The following is a 13120-nucleotide window of genomic DNA, read 5'->3' as shown; positions in this document are numbered from 1 at the left end:
CTCAACCTCCCTGCACCTTGGACAGAAGCTCCCGGACAGCGGGAAGCATGCGGCGTGCCACTTCCTCCGCGCCCCGGGGATTGGGATGGATGCGGTCGGGCTGGTTGAGCTCGGGGTCGCCCGCCACGCCCTCCAGCAGGAAGGGGTAGAAGACGGCCCCGGGATGCGCCCGGGCCAGCCGCTGGAAGGTGGCGGCGAAGTCGCGCCCGTAATCGGCGCCGAGGTTGGGCGGCGCCAGCATCCCCGCCAGCAGGACCGGGATGCCGCGGGCCTTCAGGCGGGTCAGGATGTCGTCCAGGTTGGCATAGGTGTCGGCGGGCGGCAGGCCGCGCAGCCCGTCATTGCCGCCGAGCGCCACGATCACCGCCTGCGGCTGGTCGGCCAGCGCCCAGTCGAGGCGGGACTTGCCGCCGGCCGTGGTGTCGCCGGAGACGCCGGCGGCGATCACCTGCACCTTCTCGCCGGACTGACGCAGCAGCGCCTCCAGTTGCGCCGGCAGCGCCTGCTCCTTGGCGAGGCCGTAGCCGGCGGTGATGGAGTCGCCGAGCATCAGCAGCTTCACCGGTGCCTCACCCTGGGCGCGCGCGCCGCCGCCGGGCTTCACCGAAAGAAATATTCCGATACCGAGAGCAGCCCTTCGCAGTGCGGCACGGCGGCCATATCTGCGGAACATGCTGGACGCACCCAATGCCATCCGATCCCCCGCAGCGCAGCCCCCGGCGGGGGGCGGGCGCGACACGGCCCTGATCCGGGCCAGTGGCTTAACCTTCAAGGTGGCGGCGGCCGGGGGTGAGGTCAACATCCTCCGCGGGCTCGATATGGAGGTGAAACGGGGCGAGGCGGTGGGCCTCGTCGGCCCCTCCGGCTCCGGCAAGACCACGCTGCTGATGCTGCTGGCCGGGCTGGAGCGTCCCTCGGGCGGCAGCCTGACCGTGGCCGGCGCCGAGCTCGCCCGGCTGAACGAGGACGCGCTGGCGCGCTTCCGGCGGGACAATCTGGGCATCGTGTTCCAGTCCTTCCATCTGGTGCCGACCATGACGGCGCTGGAGAACGTCGCCGTGCCGCTGGAGTTCGCCGGCCGGGCCGATGCCTTCGACCGCGCCGAGGCGGCGCTGGCGCGGGTCGGGCTGGGGCACCGGCTCGGGCACTATCCCGGCCAGCTTTCGGGCGGTGAGCAGCAGCGCGTGGCGCTGGCCCGCGCCGTGGTGGCCGAGCCCAGCCTGCTGCTGGCCGACGAGCCGACCGGCAACCTGGACGGCGCCACCGGCCAGAAGGTGATGGACCTGCTCTTCGGCCTGCGCGAGCAGCTCGGCACCACCCTGCTGCTGATCACCCATGACCCGGCGCTCGCCGCCCGCTGCGGGCGGCAGCTCCGCATGGCCGACGGGCGCTTCGTGGCGGATGAAGCCGCATGAGCGGCACGCTCGCGCTCGGCTTCCGCTTCGCCCGGCGCGAGCTGCGCGGCGGCATCAAGGGGTTGCGCATCGTGCTGGCCTGCCTGGCGCTGGGGGTCGCCGCGATCGCGGCCGTCGGCACGCTGCGCGCCGCCACCGAGGCGGGGCTGGCGGCGGACGGCGCCCGCATCCTGGGCGGCGACCTCTCCGTGCGCGTCTCCTATCGCCCGATGCCGCAGGAAGCGCGGGACTGGATCACCTCGCGTGGCGCCCGGCTTTCGGAAGTGGTGGAGATGCGGGCCATGGCCATCGCCCCCTCCGGCCAGCGGACGCTGGTGGAGTTGAAGGCGGTGGATGGCGCCTATCCGCTCTACGGGAGCCTTGAGCTCGACCCGCCCGGTGCGCTGCCGGCGGATGGCGTGGCGCTGGAGCCGCTGGTGGCGGAACGGCTCGGCCTGAAGGCCGGCGACACCGTGCGGCTGGGCGAGGGGCGGTTCCGCCTTGCCGGGCTGATCCGCAGCGAGCCGGACAAGGTGGCCAGCCCTGCCATCCTCGGCCCGCGCGCGATGATCGCGCTGGAGGCCGTGACGCGCACCCAGCTCATCCAGCCCGGCAGCCTCGTGCAGTACGAATACCGCATCGCCCTGCCGCCCGGCCTGGCGCCCGCAGCCTTCGCGCGCGACCTGCGCGCCGCCTTCGACGATGGCGGCTGGCGCATCCGTGACGCCGCCGAGGCTTCCCCCGGCGTCAACCGCTTCCTCGACCGCGCCGCCTCCTTCCTGACGCTGGCGGGGCTGACGGCGCTGCTGGTGGGCGGCATCGGCGTGGCGACGGGCGTGCGCGCCTGGCTGGACCAGCGCAGCCGCACCATCGCCACCCTGCGCTGCCTCGGCGCGCCGGCGCGGGTGATCTTCGCCACCTACCTGATCCAGGTGCTGGCGCTCTCGGCGCTCGGCATCCTGGTCGGGCTGGTGGCGGGGCAGGGGCTGATGCTGCTGGCGGCGCATCTGCTGCAGGGCACGCTGCCGGTGCCGCCCCGGCTCGGCATCTATCCGCTGCCGCTGGCCCAGGCGGCGCTCTACGGGCTGCTGACGGCGATGGCCTTCGCCCTCTGGCCCCTCGGCCGGGCGCGGGAGATCCCGGGCGCCGCGCTGTTCCGCGACACGGTGCAGGCCACGCGCTCCCGGCCCCGCCTCTCGCTGCTGGCGGTGAACGCCGCCGCCGTGCTGGCCCTGGTGGCGCTGGTGGTGGGCACCGCCGAGCAGCCGCTCTTCGCCCTCGGCTTCTGCGCCGCGGCGGGAGGCACGCTGCTGCTGTTCCGCCTCGGGGCGGCGGCGCTGATCGCCTTCGCGCGGCGGCTGCGCGGCATCCGCCGCCCGGCGCTGCGGCTGGGATTGGCCAACCTCCACCGCCCGGGGGCGCCGACCGCGCTGATGCTGGTCTCGCTCGGCATCGGGCTGACCACGCTGTCCGCCGTCGCGATGATCGAGGGCAACCTGCGCCGGCAGATCCACGACCAGCTCCCCCAGGCGGCGCCGAACTTCTATTTCATCGACATCCAGTCCGACCAGGCGCAGCGCTTCGACACGGTGGCGCGCGCCCAGCCCGGCGTGGTGGAGGTGAAGCGGGTGCCCTCGCTGCGCGCCCGCATCGTCGCCATCAAGGGCGTGCCGGTGGAGCAGGTGCAGGCCAGCGAGGGCACCCGCTGGGCACTGCGCGGCGACCGCGGCCTCACCTATGCCGCCACCCCGCCCGAGGGCACCCGCATCGCCGCCGGGCAATGGTGGCCGGCCGACTACCAGGGGCCGCCGCTGGTCTCGCTCGACGCGCGGCTGGCGGAGGGCTGGGGCGTGGGCATCGGTGACACCATCACGGTGGATGTGCTCGGCCGCGAGGTGCCGCTGAAGGTCGCCAGCACGCGGGACATCGAGTGGCAGGGGCTGGGGCTGAACTTCGTGCTGATCGCCTCGCCCGGCCTGCTGGAGGCGGCGCCGCACACCCACATCGCCACGGTGCGCGGCGACCCCGCCGAGGACGCCACGGTGCTGCGCGCGGTGACGGACGCCTTCCCCAACGTCTCCGGCATCCGGGTGCGGGACGCGCTGGCGGCGGTGGCCGGGCTGCTGGAGCGGCTGGGCACGGCGATCTCGGCGGTGGCGGGCGTCACGCTGCTGGCCGGCGGGCTGGTGCTGGCCGGCGCCATGGCGGCCGGGCAGCGGCGCCGCGTGCGGGATGCCGTGGTGCTGAAGGTGGTGGGCGCCACCCGGGCGCAGATCCGCCACGCCTGGCTGGTGGAGTTCGGCCTGCTCGGCCTGACCGCCGGATTGCTGGCGGCGCTCTGCGGTACGGCGGCAAGCTGGGCGGTGGCGCATTTCGTCATGCACACGGACTGGGTCTTCCTCCCCGGCACCCTGGCGCTGACGGTGGCCGGCTGCACCGCGCTGACCCTGCTGCTCGGCTATGCCGGCACCGCGCTCGCCCTGCGCGGCCGCGCGGCGCCGCTGCTGCGGAACGAGTGAGGGGGCGCACCATGCGGCTGGCCGGCATCCCCCTTTCATCCCCGCTGACAGGACGGCCAGCGGAGCCTAGACTGGCGCATGGCCCAGACCCAACCGCTCGCCACGCCCGATGCCAGCCTGCTGCGGCGCGCCTTCGCCCTGGCCTCGGCCGCCCGGCGGCGGGGCGACCGGCCCTTCGGCGCGGTGGTGGCGGCGCCGGAGGGAGCGGTGCTGGCGGAGGCCGGCAGCACCCAGGGCGCGAGCGGCGGCGGCACCCTGGCGCATTCCGAGATGAACGCGCTCGCCGCCCTGCAGGCCGCCGGCGTGCCGCGCGCGCAGTTGGCAGCGGCAACGATCTATTCCTCCGGCGAACCCTGCGCGATGTGCGCGGCCGCGATTTTCTACAGCGGCATCGGCCGGGTGGTGTACGGGCTCTCCGGCGCCGCCATCCTGCACCTGCGCAACGCGCGGCCGGAGACGGCAGGACTTTCGCTCTCCTGCCGGGCAGTGCTGGAAAGTGCCGCCGCACCACCTTGCGTGATCGGGCCATGCCTGGAGGAAGAAGGCGCGGAACCCCATCTTGGGTACTGGGAGGCAGGCCCGGCATGACGTGACGGCTCGTCCTTCTCCAACGGCAGGGCGATTCCCGTTGAACAAGATTACGGATTGTCCATATAAACCATGACCCGCGGATTCTCCGCGCTGCTAGGAGTTTGACACCTATGGCCTCTGGTCCCGACTACCGGTACACGACGGGCGCGTCCGGCTGGGGCCGCGTCGGCACGGCTGACGCGGCCGCCGTCGATGCCGGGCTGCGCTCCTACATGCTCGGCGTCTACAACTGGATGGCGTCCGGCCTGTTGCTGACCGCCGTTGTCGCCTACGTGATCGCCAATACCGGCCTGTCCGAGCTGTTCTTCGCCCGGGTGATGACGCCGCGCGGCGCGGCGACCCAGCCGACGATCCTCGGCTTCGCCGCGATGCTGGCGCCGCTCGCCTTTGTGCTGGTGCTCTCCTTCGGTGTGAACCGGATGAGCAAGACCACGGTGCAGGCGCTGTTCTGGCTGTTCTGCGCCGCCATGGGCGCGAGCATGTCGAGCATCTTCGCGGTCTATGTGGGCGCCTCCATCGCCACCACCTTCGTGGTGACGGCCGGCATGTTCGCCGGCGTCAGCCTCTACGGCTACACCACCAAGGCGGACCTGACGAAGCTCGGCAGCCTGATGATGATGGGCCTGATCGGCATCATCATTGCTGGCCTGGTGAACATGTTCGTCGGCTCCTCCGCGCTGCAGTTCGCCATCAGCGTCATCGGCGTGGTCGTCTTCGTCGGCCTCACCGCCTACGACACGCAGCGGATCAAGGCGGACTACCTGGAGTTCGCGTATGAGCAGGGTACGGACGTCGCCGCCAAGCGCAGCGTGTTCGACGCGCTCGGCCTGTACCTGAACTTCATCAACCTGTTCCAGCTGCTGCTGCAGTTCATGGGCGTGCGCCAGCAGGACTGACCTGCGGCGCGGAGGCCACGAACAGGAAGGCCCCGGAGGGAGAACCCTCCGGGGCCTTTTCTTATGCGGGCAGCGTGGGAAGCGGGGCGGATCAGCCCTGCTTCAGGTGCTCCAGCAGCTTGTTCATCGCAGCATTCTTGTCGGTCTGGTCGAGCGCGGCCACCTCGGCCGCCAGCCGGTCCATCGCCAGCTCGTAGATCTGCCGCTCGGAGAAGGACTGGTCCGGCTGGCCGGCATTGCGGTGCAGGTCGCGCACCACCTCGGCGATCTGCACGGGGTCGCCGCTGTTGATCTTCTGCTCGTATTCCTGCGCGCGGCGGGACCACATGGTGCGCTTGATGCGGGCGCGGCCCTTCAGCGTCTCCATCGCCTCGCCCATCATGTCGTTGCCGGCGAGCTTGCGCAGGCCGGAGGAGGCTGCCTTCTCCAGCGGCACCCGCAGCGTCATGCGGTTCTCCTCGAAGGTGACGATGATCACCTTCAGCTCCATCCCCGCCACCTGCATCGCCTCGATGCCCTGCACCTGGCCGACGCCGTGGGTGGGATAGACCACATGGTCACCCGCCTTGAAGTCGCTGCCGGGATTGCCGAGCGGCTTTGGCGGCGGCACCGGGCGGGAAGGGGCGCCTCCTTCGGTGGGGGAGGGCGCCTGGCCCTCGGCCATGCCGGGGCGACGTGAGGAGGAGGGGGCGGCCTGGGCCGGCTCGGGTTGCGTGGGGGGGGATTTCGCGCCGGCGGGTGGCTTCATCCGCTCTCAACTCCTGGTGCCGCTGCCGCGTGGGCGGAGGGGCATTGCCCGACCGGCAGCCGCCTCATGGCCTCACGCAACTGGAAAGGGTGGGGCCGCGCCATGGCGCCGGCAACCACACCCGGGAGCCTAGAATACAAAAAAATCGCCGGGCCGTCACGCTGCGCGCCGGGGAGGCGGTGCGCTCAGGGCTTGCCGGGGTTGGGATCGAACATTTCCTTTTTGCCGGCCTTGCCGTCCCACTCCTTGGCATCGGCCGGGGGCTCCCCCTTGCGGGTGATGTTCGGCCATTCCTGCGCATACTGGCGGTTCAGTTCGGCCCATTCGGCGGCCTTGTCGTCGCTATCGGGCACGATGGCCTCGGCCGGGCATTCCGGTTCGCACACGCCGCAGTCGATGCATTCGTCCGGATGGATCACCAGCATGTTCTCGCCGACATAGAAGCAGTCGACCGGGCAGACTTCGACGCAGTCCATGTACTTGCAGCGAATGCAGTTCTCGGTGACGACGTAGGTCACGGCCGGGTTCCTTCGGCAATCGTTCGGGCGCGCGGTGCGGCGCAGAGATGGACCGCAGCGCGATGCGAAGCAACCACCTTTGTGTGGTGCCTCGGCTGCGCCTCACGCGTGGGGCTGGTCGAGATCCTTGTAGAGGGCGCGGGCCTCGGGGGCCGGGCCGCGCCGCTCGGCCAGCGCCAGGATGCGCCAGACGCGCACCACGCCGCGCTCCGGCCCGCCCAGCGCCAGGGTGAGCACGTCGCCCACCCGGAGCCGGGCATGTGGTTTGTCCACCGGCTGACGGTTCAGGCGGAGCTGGCCGCGCGTCACCATGCGGGCGCATTCCGTGCGGGTCTTGGCCACCCGCGCGCACCAGAGCCACTTGTCCAGCCGCTGCCAGTCCCGGTCCTCGGTCTCCGCCATGGTCAGGCGTGAGGCGGGGGCCGCACCGCTGTCACTCCTTGCCGAGCTTCAGCCGGGCCAGCACGGCGAAGGGGCTGTCAGGGTCCGGCCCCTTCTCCTTGGCCGGGGCGAAGCTGAAGGAGCGGGCCTCGCCGCGGTCCTCGCGCGGGGGGCGGCGGTCCCGGCCGCCTCGGGGCGGGCCGTCGAACTCGCGCCGCTCGCCCTGCGGACGGGGGCCGCCCTTGCCCTGCGGGCGCGGTCCGCCATCCCGCCGCGGCGGGCGTGGGCCGCGTTCCGGACGGGCAGCGGGCTCGCCGCCCTCCGCCGGGGCGGCGGCCTCGGCGCCGGCCGGCGCGGCCTCGCGCGGCGGGCGGGCGGGGCCGCGCTCGGGGCGGCGGTCGCCGCGCCGCTCGGGGCGGAAACGGCTGCGGTGGTCCTCCCGCCGGGCGCTGACCATCGGCGGCGCGGGCGGGCCGAAGGCGTCCTCGGCCAGCGGCTCGGGGTTCAGCAGGCGGAAACCGAGCACGTTCAGCACCGTCGGCAGCGTGTCGGCCTTGACGCCGAGGCGGCTGGCGACGTCCAGCGGCAGCATGGCGGGTGCCCGCCGCGTCAGGTGGCCCAGCTCGCCGGCCACGCGCTCGGCGACGTCGAGCCGCAGCAGCACCGGCCCCGCCTGCACCCAGCCCATGCTGGCGGCGAAGCCCTCCGGCCAGCCTTCCGGCGGCGGCACGGAGACCAGGCCGCCGCCCGGCAGCTCCGGCGTGTCGCATTCCGCCTTCAGCGCCCAGAGCTGGGCGCGCAGCGCCATCGGGCGTGGCTTCAGCACCTCCGGCAGGTAGAGCGCGAAGCGCCCGGCGCGGATGCCGATGGCCTTCAGCTTCTGCCGCAGCTCGGGATTGATCTCCGCCTCGGTGCCGCCGGGCACCAGGCCGAGATGCTCGCGCAGCCGGAAGGCGGGGCCGCGCAGCGTGCCGTCCTCAGCCGCCTTGGTCTCGGCGGTCTCGATCGCGGCGAAGTCGCGCTTGATCATCCCCTCGATCCAGGTGGCGAGGCGCGCGCGCACCCGCTCACGCTGGGCGCCATCGAGGAACTCGGAGGCCAGCGGCTCCACCAGGGGCTTGTCCGGCGTCGGACCCGGACGCAGGCGCGCGACCTCGGCACCGTTCCAGGTGATCCGATGGGCGGGGGTGAGGGTGAAGGCGTCGTCGGACGCCGTTTCCAGTTCAGTCACGCGCTTCGGCATCTCACTTTGAAGGGCACGGCGGGCGGCGCGGAGCACGAGCTTGCGCTCTTCTCCATTACCCGCAGTTGCGTCGGGTTCAAACACGAAACCCGTCACATGGCCAACCGGGTGACCCTCCACCACCACTTCTCCCTTTCGGGTGACGGCGGAGAGCAGTTCCTCGGCGGTGTCGTCGAGCCGGCGGATCAGGTGCGCGGCACGGCGGTCCACGAAGCGGGCGGTCAGGCGCTCGTGCAGGGCGTCGCTCACCGCGTCCTCCGCGGCGCGGGCCTCGTTCTGGAAGCGCGTGGCGTCGCGCAGCCAGTCGGCGCGGGCGGCGATGTAGGACCAGACGCGGATCGCCGAGAGCCGCGTCATCAGCGTGTCTATGTCGCCCTCGATGCTGGCGCATTGCGCGATCTGCCCGCCCACCCAGTCGGCCGGCAGGTGGCCCTCCTTCACCAGGTGGCCGAAGATGCGGGCGCAGAGCCGGGTGTGGCTGTCATCGGCCAGCTTGCGGAAATCCGGGATCTGGCAGGTCTCCCAGAGCAGCCGGACACGGGCGCGCGAATTGGTGAGGTTGCGCACCTCCTGTTCGCGCGACAGGGCGGCGAGGGTGATGTGGTCGGTCGCGTCGTTGCCCTTGGCGAGGCCGGGCACCGGCGGCGACGCGGCGAGGCTGTCCAGCAGCCCGTCGATGCTCGTCATGTCGAGCTGGGCATTGCGCCAGGCCAGCGTCATCAGCGCCTCGAACTGGTGGCCCTCGATCTTGGCCACCATCTCCTCCGGCAAGGGCGGGCAGTCGGCGGTGACGCCGAAAGTGCCGTCGCGCATGCCGCGCCCGGCACGGCCGGCGATCTGCGCGGCCTCCTGCGCCTCCAGCGGGCGGGAGCGGTGGCCGTCGAACTTGGTCAGCGAGGCGAAGGCGACATGGTCCACGTCCATGTTCAGCCCCATGCCGACGGCGTCGGTCGCCACCAGGAAGTCCACCTCGCGGTTCTGGTAGAGCGCGACCTGGGCGTTGCGGGTGCGCGGGCTGAGCCGGCCCATCACCACCGCGCAGCCGCCGCGGCGGCGCCGGATGGCCTCGGCGATGGCATAGACCTCGCCGGCCGAGAAGGCGACCACGGCGCTGCGCGGCGGCAGGCGGGTAAGCTTCGCGGGTCCGGCATAGGTGAGTTGCGACAGGCGCGGGCGCGTCTCGATTTCGGCCTGCGGCACCAGGCGCTGCAGCAGCGGACGGATGGTCTCGGCGCCGAGGAACATCGTCTCGACCATGCCGCGCGCATTCAGCAGCCGGTCGGTGAAGATGTGGCCGCGGTCGGGGTCGGCGCAGAGCTGGATCTCGTCCACCGCGACGAACTCGGTGCGGCGGTCGAGCGGCATGGCCTCGACGGTGCAGGCGAACCACTTCGCCTCCGGCGGGACGATCTTCTCCTCGCCGGTGATCAGGGCGACGTGGCGCTCGCCCTTCACCGCCACCATCCGGTCATAGTTCTCGCGCGCCAGCAGGCGCAGCGGAAAGCCGATGATACCGGAGGCGTGCGCCAGCATCCGGGTGATCGCCAGATGGGTCTTGCCGGTATTGGTCGGGCCAAGCACCGCCTTGACCCGCGCGGGAAACATCGATGAGGCGGCGGAAGAGAAAGCGCGGTCTGGCATCGCAGTCTCTGTCTGACGCCAACGCGGGGGCTTGGCAACCGTGGCTGATTAATCATCGCGAAGGGAAGCGCCCCCTACTGTGGGCCGGGAACCGCGGCACAGGCTGCCAGCGCCTGCGCGAAATGAAGGGGAAGTGCATGTTCCGTTGGCTGTCACGTTCGCTGGCGACAAGGCTGTACGTTCTGCTGGGGCTCTCGGGACTGGTGGCGCTCAGCACGGCGGCCTTCGCACTCTGGGCCTTGTCCAGCTACGAGGCCGAGGTGCGGAACATCCATCGCGCCGGGGCGGTGGCCTGGCGCGCCGAGCGGGTGAACGGGCGCGTGATGGGGGCGGTGGCGGACAGCCGCCTGCTCTACTTCGCCCAGCCCGGAGCTGACGCCGCCAAGGCGGCGGCCTCGCTGCACGACAACCTGACCCAGCTTCAGGCGGAGATGGCCGCTTGGGCCGCCCTGGTTCCGGCCAATGAGCGGCCCGGCTTCAACGAGCTCGCGCGGGTGGTGGACGAGTTCGTCCGCTTCCGTACAGAAGTTGCGCGCGCCGGCGTGGAGGAAGGCCCCCCGGCGGCGAACCTGCTTGGCAACAACGAGGCGAACCGGACCAACCGGAAGGCGCTGAACGCCCTTTTGGACAAGGCCGCGAAGGCCGCCGAAGAGGACAGCTCTGCGGCCGCGGAAGGCGCCATCGCCTATGCCGGCCAGCTTTCCAGCCTGCTGTTGCTGCTGGTCTGCGTCTCGCTGGCCGTGCTTGGGGCGGTCCTGGCCCTGACGGTGCGGCGGACCATCCTCGACCCGCTGGTGGGCGCCACCAGCGGCATCACCGCCATGGCGGGCGGGCGGCTGGATCGCCCGGTGCCGGGTGTCAATCGGGCAGACGAGATCGGCGTGCTGGCCGGCGCGGCGGAGAGCCTGCGCGGCAACCTGAGCCACGCCGCCGAGCTGGAGCGGGAGGCGCGCGCGCAGAACGAGGCCCGCCTGCAGAGGGCGGAGACCTATGCCGCCGCCGTGGGGAGCTTCCGGCAGGAGGTGGATGGCGCCATGGCCGAACTCTCCCAGGCTGCCCGGGCGGTGGATGGCGCCGCCGCGGCGCTGCGCAAGACCTCGGAACGCACCGCCACCGCCGGCGGCGCGGCGGCCGAGGCGGCCGACAGCACCGCGCAGGAGGTGCGCACGGTGGCCGCCGCCGCCGAGCAGATGGCCTCGGCGGTGCAGGAGATCGCGCGGCAGACCGGCGAGGCGACCCAGGTGGCCGCCGCCGCCGCCCAGGCGGCGCAGGAGAGCGACCGCACCATGCAGAGCCTGACCGAGGCGGCGGCGCGGATCGGCGACGTGGTGAAGCTGATCGGCGACATCGCCGGGCAGACCAACCTGCTGGCACTGAACGCCACGATCGAAGCGGCGCGCGCGGGCGAGGCGGGCAAGGGCTTCGCCGTGGTGGCCTCCGAGGTGAAGACCCTGGCCAACCAGACCGCCCGGGCGACGGAGGAGATCGCCAGCCAGATCACCGCGATGCGTCAGGCCACCGGCGCGGCGGTGGAGGCAATCGGCAGCATCGCCGGCACCATCGCCGAGGTGGACCGCATCAGCGGCAGCATCGCCGCGGCGGTCGAGGAGCAGGGGGCGGCCACGCGCGAGATCGCCCGGGCCGCCGCGGCGGCGGCGCGAGGCACCACCGAGGTCGCCCGCCGCAATGAGGAGGTGCGCAGTGCCGCCGGCGAGTCGCAGGGCGAGGTGGCGGCGCTGGCCGAGGCCGCCGGCACGCTGCAGGCACGCAATACCAGCCTGCGCGGTGCGGTGGACGGGTTCCTCAGCCGCATCGGCAACGGCTGACCGGCTGGACCGCCGCCTTTGTTGCACGGAGAATGAGGGGGCCGGCGGCTGTTCCTGCCGGCCCCTTCGAACTCGGGGTGCCCGCATTCCTGCCCTTCGCCATGTGCTGCTGCTCTGCGCGGTCTTTGCCGCCATCGGCGTGGTGCAGCCTTTCCTGCCTGCCTTCCTGGCCCTGCGGGGGCTGAGCCCGGACGAGATCGCACTCGCCCTGGCGCTGGGCTCCGGGGTGCGGCTGCTGGCCGCGCCGATGGCGGGCCGCTGCGCCGATGCGGTGGGCGATCCAAGGCTGCTGCTGGCAGGTCTGGCGCTGCTCGGGCTGCTGGCGGCGGGCGGCTTCCTGGTGGCGGCCGGGTTGCTCGGCTTCCTGCTGGTGCAGATGCTGCTGAACGCCGCCAGCGCACCGCTCACGCCGCTGGCCGATGCGCTCTGCCTCGCCGCCATGCGCGAGGGGCGGCTGGATTACGGTCGCGTGCGGGCGGCAGGCTCGGTGGCCTACATCGTGATGGCGGCCTTCGCCGGATGGCTGGCGGGGCGCGCCGGCTTCGCCGTGGTGCCCTGGCTGATCGGCGCCGCCATGCTGGCCACCCTGGCGGCGAGTTGCATCCTGCCGCGCCCGCCCGCCCGGCCGGAGCAGCGAAAGGCGGGCGGCCTTCGCGCCGTGCTGCGGCTGCCGGGCTTCGCGCGGCTGCTGCTGCTCTCCGGTCTGATCCAGAGCAGCCATGCCGCCTATTACGCCTTCGGCAGCATCCACTGGGCGGCGGCCGGGCATTCGGCCGGCGTCATTGGCCTGCTTTGGGCCGAGGGGGCGGTGGGCGAGGTGGCGCTGTTCCTGTTCGGGCGCAGGCTGGTGGCGCGACTTGGCCCGCGCGGCATGGCGTTGCTGGCCGCCGGCGCGGGGCTGCTGCGATGGAGCGTGCTGGCCGCCACCACCTGGCTGCCGGCCCTGGCGGTGGTGCAGGCGCTGCACGCGCTGAGCTTCGGGGCGCAGCATCTGGCGGCGATGCATCTGATCCTGCGGCTGGTGCCGCCTGCCCTGGCCGGCACCGCGCAAACCCTGCATGCAGCGCTCGGCGTCGGCTTGCTGATGGGGCTGTTCACCTGGCTCTGTGGCCCGCTCTACGCTGCGCTCGGCGGCGGGGTGTTCCTGCCGATGGCCGGGCTGTGCCTGCTGGCCATCCCGCTCGCCCTCACGCTGCGGGCCTAGAGCATTTTCCGTTCGCCCAGGCTCACGAGAAACGCTCTAGGCGGTGGTGACGATTTCAGCGGAGTAGGATGGCGATTGAGGCGAGCAGAACGAAGCCGCGGAAGTTGGCGAGGAGCTTGTCGTAGCGGGTTGCGACGCGACGGAACTGCTTGAGGTTGT

At 72.4% G+C, this 13120-nt stretch carries 11 protein-coding genes and 1 pseudogene; 6 read left to right on the top strand and 6 right to left on the bottom strand.

Annotation, left to right across the window (positions count from 1 at the left end; all coding sequences use genetic code 11):
• Nucleotide 1 precedes the first annotated feature (1 nt).
• Entirely contained in the window at nucleotides 2-694 is a 693-nt protein-coding gene (locus QMO56_RS00060) for an arylesterase (RefSeq protein ID WP_283522970.1), read from the bottom strand.
• On the opposite strand from QMO56_RS00060, the gene QMO56_RS00055 reads away from it, so the two are divergent.
• The 4 genes from QMO56_RS00055 to QMO56_RS00040 all read left to right on the top strand — a co-directional run bounded on the left by QMO56_RS00055 (nucleotide 672) and on the right by QMO56_RS00040 (nucleotide 5400).
• Nucleotides 672-1415 carry an ABC transporter ATP-binding protein gene (locus QMO56_RS00055; protein WP_283522969.1) on the top strand — a complete coding sequence of 248 codons (744 nt, stop codon included), beginning with the start codon at nucleotides 672-674 and terminating at the stop codon, nucleotides 1413-1415. The two genes, QMO56_RS00060 and QMO56_RS00055, sit on opposite strands and share 23 nt — an antisense overlap.
• Nucleotides 1412-3913: an ABC transporter permease gene (locus QMO56_RS00050; RefSeq protein ID WP_283522968.1), complete on the top strand. Its 2502-nt coding sequence runs from the start codon at nucleotides 1412-1414 to the stop codon at nucleotides 3911-3913. Before QMO56_RS00055 ends, QMO56_RS00050 begins: the two co-directional genes overlap by 4 nt.
• A gap of 78 nt (nucleotides 3914-3991) precedes the next feature.
• Nucleotides 3992-4501 carry a nucleoside deaminase gene (locus QMO56_RS00045; protein ID WP_283522967.1) on the top strand — a complete coding sequence of 170 codons (510 nt, stop codon included), beginning with the start codon at nucleotides 3992-3994 and terminating at the stop codon, nucleotides 4499-4501.
• A 113-nt stretch (nucleotides 4502-4614) separates the two neighbouring features.
• Entirely contained in the window at nucleotides 4615-5400 is a 786-nt protein-coding gene (locus QMO56_RS00040) for a Bax inhibitor-1/YccA family protein (RefSeq protein WP_283522966.1), read from the top strand.
• Between the two features lie 91 nt (nucleotides 5401-5491).
• Here the strand turns inward: QMO56_RS00040 and QMO56_RS00035 are convergent, their stop codons facing one another.
• The 4 genes from QMO56_RS00035 to QMO56_RS00020 all read right to left on the bottom strand — a co-directional run bounded on the left by QMO56_RS00035 (nucleotide 5492) and on the right by QMO56_RS00020 (nucleotide 9931).
• Nucleotides 5492-6148 carry a CarD family transcriptional regulator gene (locus QMO56_RS00035; protein WP_283522965.1) on the bottom strand — a complete coding sequence of 219 codons (657 nt, stop codon included), beginning with the start codon at nucleotides 6146-6148 and terminating at the stop codon, nucleotides 5492-5494.
• Nucleotides 6149-6333: 185 nt separating this feature from the next.
• Nucleotides 6334-6666: a ferredoxin FdxA gene (fdxA, locus tag QMO56_RS00030; RefSeq protein WP_283522964.1), complete on the bottom strand. Its 333-nt coding sequence runs from the start codon at nucleotides 6664-6666 to the stop codon at nucleotides 6334-6336.
• 102 nt (nucleotides 6667-6768) lie between these two features.
• Nucleotides 6769-7068, bottom strand: coding sequence for an RNA-binding S4 domain-containing protein (locus QMO56_RS00025; RefSeq protein ID WP_283522963.1), 300 nt, complete (start codon nucleotides 7066-7068; stop codon nucleotides 6769-6771).
• A gap of 31 nt (nucleotides 7069-7099) precedes the next feature.
• A complete protein-coding gene (locus QMO56_RS00020; protein WP_283522962.1) occupies nucleotides 7100-9931 on the bottom strand; it encodes a helicase-related protein in 2832 nt (943 codons plus the stop codon).
• Nucleotides 9932-10068: 137 nt separating this feature from the next.
• On the opposite strand from QMO56_RS00020, the gene QMO56_RS00015 reads away from it, so the two are divergent.
• Nucleotides 10069-11757 carry a methyl-accepting chemotaxis protein gene (locus tag QMO56_RS00015; RefSeq protein WP_283522961.1) on the top strand — a complete coding sequence of 563 codons (1689 nt, stop codon included), beginning with the start codon at nucleotides 10069-10071 and terminating at the stop codon, nucleotides 11755-11757.
• Nucleotides 11758-11860: 103 nt separating this feature from the next.
• Complete coding sequence (locus tag QMO56_RS00010) at nucleotides 11861-12961, top strand: MFS transporter (protein ID WP_283522960.1); 1101 nt, start codon at nucleotides 11861-11863, stop codon at nucleotides 12959-12961.
• 55 nt (nucleotides 12962-13016) lie between these two features.
• Here the strand turns inward: QMO56_RS00010 and QMO56_RS00005 are convergent.
• Nucleotides 13017-13120: pseudogene (locus QMO56_RS00005) on the bottom strand (IS5/IS1182 family transposase); the annotation flags it as partial.

Source organism: Roseomonas sp. E05 (assembly GCF_030063475.1).
In the GTDB taxonomy this organism is placed as follows: Bacteria; Pseudomonadota; Alphaproteobacteria; order Acetobacterales; family Acetobacteraceae; genus Pseudoroseomonas.
This window is presented reverse-complemented; position numbering and strand designations above follow the sequence as displayed.

Coding starts and splice junctions, on each gene's coding strand:
- QMO56_RS00035 (WP_283522965.1), bottom strand. CDS start 6,148: ATGAAGCCACCCGCCGGCGCGAAATCCCCCCCCACGCAACCCGAGCCG.
- QMO56_RS00020 (WP_283522962.1), bottom strand. CDS start 9,931: ATGCCAGACCGCGCTTTCTCTTCCGCCGCCTCATCGATGTTTCCCGCG.
- QMO56_RS00040 (WP_283522966.1), top strand. CDS start 4,615: ATGGCCTCTGGTCCCGACTACCGGTACACGACGGGCGCGTCCGGCTGG.
- QMO56_RS00045 (WP_283522967.1), top strand. CDS start 3,992: ATGGCCCAGACCCAACCGCTCGCCACGCCCGATGCCAGCCTGCTGCGG.
- QMO56_RS00050 (WP_283522968.1), top strand. CDS start 1,412: ATGAGCGGCACGCTCGCGCTCGGCTTCCGCTTCGCCCGGCGCGAGCTG.
- QMO56_RS00055 (WP_283522969.1), top strand. CDS start 672: ATGCTGGACGCACCCAATGCCATCCGATCCCCCGCAGCGCAGCCCCCG.
- QMO56_RS00025 (WP_283522963.1), bottom strand. CDS start 7,068: ATGGCGGAGACCGAGGACCGGGACTGGCAGCGGCTGGACAAGTGGCTC.
- QMO56_RS00015 (WP_283522961.1), top strand. CDS start 10,069: ATGTTCCGTTGGCTGTCACGTTCGCTGGCGACAAGGCTGTACGTTCTG.
- QMO56_RS00060 (WP_283522970.1), bottom strand. CDS start 694: ATGGCATTGGGTGCGTCCAGCATGTTCCGCAGATATGGCCGCCGTGCC.